This is a genomic window from Limnofasciculus baicalensis BBK-W-15, from assembly GCF_024178385.1.
In the GTDB taxonomy this organism is placed as follows: Bacteria; Cyanobacteriota; Cyanobacteriia; order Cyanobacteriales; family Coleofasciculaceae; genus Limnofasciculus; species Limnofasciculus baicalensis.
In genome coordinates, this window is the sequence record NZ_JAMZMM010000460.1 from 1 (window position 1) to 4,094 (window position 4,094).

The following is a 4,094-nucleotide window of genomic DNA, read 5'->3' on the forward strand; positions in this document are numbered from 1 at the left end:
CGCCCAACAAATAGTTGTATTGAGCGCAGAGCATCGACAACCATCTGTCAAGTTCCGCAACTTGGTGCTTTGTTGGACGCAGCTTGTACTGGTAGGCAGTTCTCACTTGCTTGACGCTTGGTGTTACTTTTTAAGTATACCAATTAAGTGAGCTTGGCAAGATGAAAAATGATTTCGGATCTAGAGGTCGCTCTGTATCAGACCTGAAAGCTCATTTAGTCCTGACAACAAAGTACAGAAAGAGTCTGTTTGTGGCGGTGTAACGGTCTCAGCACTGAAGAAGTACATTGAAGGTCAAGATTCGCCAGATTAAGCAAGAAAACTCCGTACCTCCGTTTTCCCGCCTATCCATCCCACACCAAAACGTAAGACGGTACTCAGCTTCGCTTCGATGCGCCGGATCGTCTATGGTGTATTGCTCTCCGGCGCAGAAAGCTAACCTGATTTTGTCAAATCGTGCCAAAATGCCTGTTGAGGGAAGTGTTGAGTTAGGCTTGGGGGTTGGCAGATGTCGCAGATTGAGCAGCTTACGCCGGAGCAGGAAGCTTTAATTCCAGTTTATCGGGAAAAGTGGAGAGCGATCGCACTCTCTACGGAACCAATTAATCGTGCCCAAGCCACAGAAGCTGTAAATGCTGCTTATCGTTGGATTTGGAGAAGTCAACAAGAACCTGAATTATTGTTTTTTCCTAGCCCTTATGCTGCTTTGAGTTACATTGGCAGGGAATTACAAAGTCAAGCTGATAGTCAATTGACAATAGAATTGCGGGAACGAGTTGAAACAGATATAGATCCAAGAGATAATCCAGACTCCATACTGCGTCGCGTTATGGAATGGAATATGGAGGATCTTTACAAAGAACTGGAGCATGAACTAAAGTGGCGACTCTGGGATGACTTGGGTAATTCTCCAGCCAGTCAAACGGGCAGCCAACTGGAGAGTTTGTTGGAAGCTGAATTGAGACAACAACTGGGAGATGATTTGTCAAGCAAACTGAGTGACTGTCTGGAAAATATCCTGAGCGGTGGAGATTTTGGCGGTGTTCAACCCGAAATTTTTGCATCTGACGCTAGTTTACTTGATTTTGGTTTGTCTGTTTTAGGTTGTTGTCCTTCACTTCAAGAGGATTGGTTAGACTTTCAACTTATGATTAAGGATTGTGGCTGGATTTTTCCTTTTGATGATATTTGCTTAGTCTGCGATCGCCCCCTGATTCTTTCCTTCGATCACCAACAACGTCTCCACGCTGAAGCCACTCCTGCTATTGAATTTCCTGACGGATTCACTGTCTATGCTTATCATGGAGCGATCTTACCGGAAAAATACGGGAAACTTTATCCTCAAGAGTGGCAAGCCGAATGGCTATTAACAGAGGAAAATGCTGAATTGAGGCGAGTGCTGATTCAGGGAATTGGTTGGGATGGCATTTGTCAGAAGTTACCAGCTACTGAATTAGATTCTTGGCAAGACTACACTTTGTTAAAAATTAACTCCGATCTGGATATTGAGCCTATTTGTTTATTAAAGATGATTTGCCCTAGCACGGGATACATTCATGCTTTGCGAGTACCTCCAGATGTGGAATCTGCTAGAGATGCGATTATCTGGATAAATTGGGGAATTTTACCAGAAGAATTTGCTGTACAAACTTGAATTTCTTTTAAATAGGGAATGGGGAGTGGAGAGTAGGAAGTAGGGAATTGTCCCGATCCGGAGTAGAGACTTTTGCCCTCACACCCAACCCCTCTCCCTCAAAAACCAAGTAATTTACATAACGTAACAAATGCCCGAAGGCTGAAAGCCGCTTAACTTCGTTATCTTTATTAAGATTAATTCTCAATACTTGACGAGATTGCGTCGTTTCAGCTACTATGGTCGAAAAATCCGAAGGATGGCTACTGACCTTTAGGATTTTTATAAGCTATTGCGAGTCATTTCAATATTTTCTAATCTTTCAAGGGGAATGGGGGAGTTTTGAGTTTCTCCCTATTCCCTTAGCAATTAACAATTAGCAATTAGCCATTAGCTATTACCTACCAATTTATCCCGAAGATGCTTAATGCGATCGCGATATTTTGCCGCTTCCTCAAATTCCAGCTTTTTCGCCGCTTCTTTCATCTGCCCTTCCAGTTGGGTAATTAATTCTGGAATATGTTCTAAAGATAAGTCATCCATATTAATGTAAGCTTCATCTAATTGTTGAGCATTCAATCGTCGCGATACATCTAAGAATGCCAATATCGCATTACTAGATTTCTTGAACACAGGCTGAGGTGTAATACCGTGCATTCTATTATAAGCCATTTGAATCCCTCGTCGTCGTTCAGTTTCATCAATAGCCTTTCTCATGCTGTCAGTAAAATTATCAGCATATAGAATAGCTTGTCCCCGGATATGACGTGCTGCTCTGCCAATAGTTTGAATGAGAGAGCGCTCTGCCCTTAAAAACCCTTCCTTATCAGCATCCAAAATAGCCACCAAAGATACCTCTGGCAAATCTAATCCCTCTCGTAATAAATTCACCCCAATTAAGACATCAAACTTACCCTCCTGCAAATCCTGTAATATTTCAATTCGTTCAATAGACTGAATCTCTGAATGGAGGTAACGTACCCGAATACCTCGCTCTTGTAAGTATTCAGTTAAATCTTCTGCCATTCGCTTAGTCAGAGTTGTAACTAATGTTCGTTCTCCCTTATCGGCTCTATCTTTAATTTCACCAAGTAAATCGTCAATTTGTCCTTCTGTAGGGCGGACAAATATTTCTGGATCGATTACACCAGTTGGACGAATTACCTGTTGAATTATTTGCTCATCTGACTGTGCCAATTCCCAGTCTCCTGGTGTAGCAGAAATGAAAATACATTGATTTACTTTATCCCAAAACTCTTCTGCTTTCAATGGGCGATTATCAGCAGCACTAGGTAACCTAAACCCATGTTCGATTAACACCTGCTTCCTAGCTCGATCGCCATTATACATACCCCTAATTTGCGGTACAGTAACATGAGACTCATCAATCGCTAATAACCAATCTTTAGGAAAATAATCTATCAAACATTCTGGCGGCTCCCCTGGTTGTCGCCCAGCTAAATGACGGGAATAGTTTTCCACGCCATTGCAATACCCCACTTCCTGTAACATTTCTAGATCGTAGCGAGTTCGTTGTTCTAAACGCTGGGCTTCCACTAATTTACCTGCTTTTTCTAATTCAGCCAAACGTTCTTGTATTTCCAGTTGTATTCCTTGACAAGCTGACTCTAATCGGTCATTGGGAGTAACGAAGTGACGGGCTGGATAGATGTTTAAAGTATCTAAACTTTGGATGATTTTCCCACTCACTGGATCTACATAGTGAATCGCCTCAATTTCATCACCAAAGAATTCTAAACGAATAATTCTATCTTCATAAGCAGGACCAATTTCCAATACATCTCCTTTAACTCGGAACTTACTCCGCCCCAAATCTAAATCGTTACGACTATATTGAATTGAGACTAAATCTCGTAATAGTTGCCGCTGATTGGTTTCCTCTCCAACTCGTAAAGGAATAGCTGCTTTGAGATATTCCGAAGGCATCCCCAAACCGTAAATACAGCTAATCGAGGCTACCACAATAACATCCCGCCGTTCAAATAGCGATCGCGTGGCGGAATGGCGCAGCATATCGATTTCATCATTAATTGCGGCTGTTTTCTCTATATAAGTATCGCTGACGGGAAGATAAGCTTCAGGTTGGTAGTAATCGTAGTAAGAAACAAAGTATTCAACTGCATTATTAGGGAAAAATTCTCTTAACTCGTTACAGAGTTGGGCAGCTAAGGTTTTATTGTGGGCTAAAACTAGGGTAGGTTTACCGATATTTTCAATCACTGAAGCTATGGAAAATGTTTTTCCTGTACCTGTAGCCCCCAGTAGTGTTTGAAAACGATTGCCAGTTTTAATAGATGCGGTAAGTTGGGCAATGGCTTGGGGTTGATCCCCTTTGGGTTGAAAGGGGGCTTGGAGATGGAATTTTGTCATAATTTGGGAATATTTTGAGTTTTGAGTTTTGAGTTTTGTTAGCGCAGCGGGACGAAGTCCGTTTTGAGTT

General features: G+C 42.0%; 3 protein-coding genes and 1 pseudogene. 2 read left to right on the forward strand and 2 right to left on the reverse strand.

The window, feature by feature from the left end; all coding sequences use genetic code 11:
* Nucleotides 1-106, reverse strand: a 106-nt coding sequence (locus tag NJ959_RS26500) for a helix-turn-helix domain-containing protein (RefSeq protein ID WP_254014758.1), incomplete at its 3' end; no start/stop codon positions are given.
* A gap of 55 nt (nt 107-161) precedes the next feature.
* Here NJ959_RS26500 and NJ959_RS26505 point away from each other — a divergent pair.
* Together NJ959_RS26505 and NJ959_RS26510 are read left to right on the forward strand one after the other, a co-directional pair.
* Nucleotides 162-257 (forward strand): annotated as a pseudogene (locus NJ959_RS26505) (IS200/IS605 family transposase); the annotation flags it as partial.
* Between the two features lie 251 nt (nt 258-508).
* Nucleotides 509-1,654 (forward strand): DUF6745 domain-containing protein, encoded by a 1,146-nt coding sequence (locus NJ959_RS26510; RefSeq protein WP_254014757.1) that lies wholly within the window; start codon nt 509-511, stop codon nt 1,652-1,654.
* 369 nt (nt 1,655-2,023) lie between these two features.
* Here the strand turns inward: NJ959_RS26510 and uvrB are convergent, their stop codons facing one another.
* Nucleotides 2,024-4,024 carry an excinuclease ABC subunit UvrB gene (gene uvrB / locus NJ959_RS26515; RefSeq protein WP_256529846.1) on the reverse strand — a complete coding sequence of 667 codons (2,001 nt, stop codon included), beginning with the start codon at nt 4,022-4,024 and terminating at the stop codon, nt 2,024-2,026.
* Nucleotides 4,025-4,094: the final 70 nt, after the last annotated feature.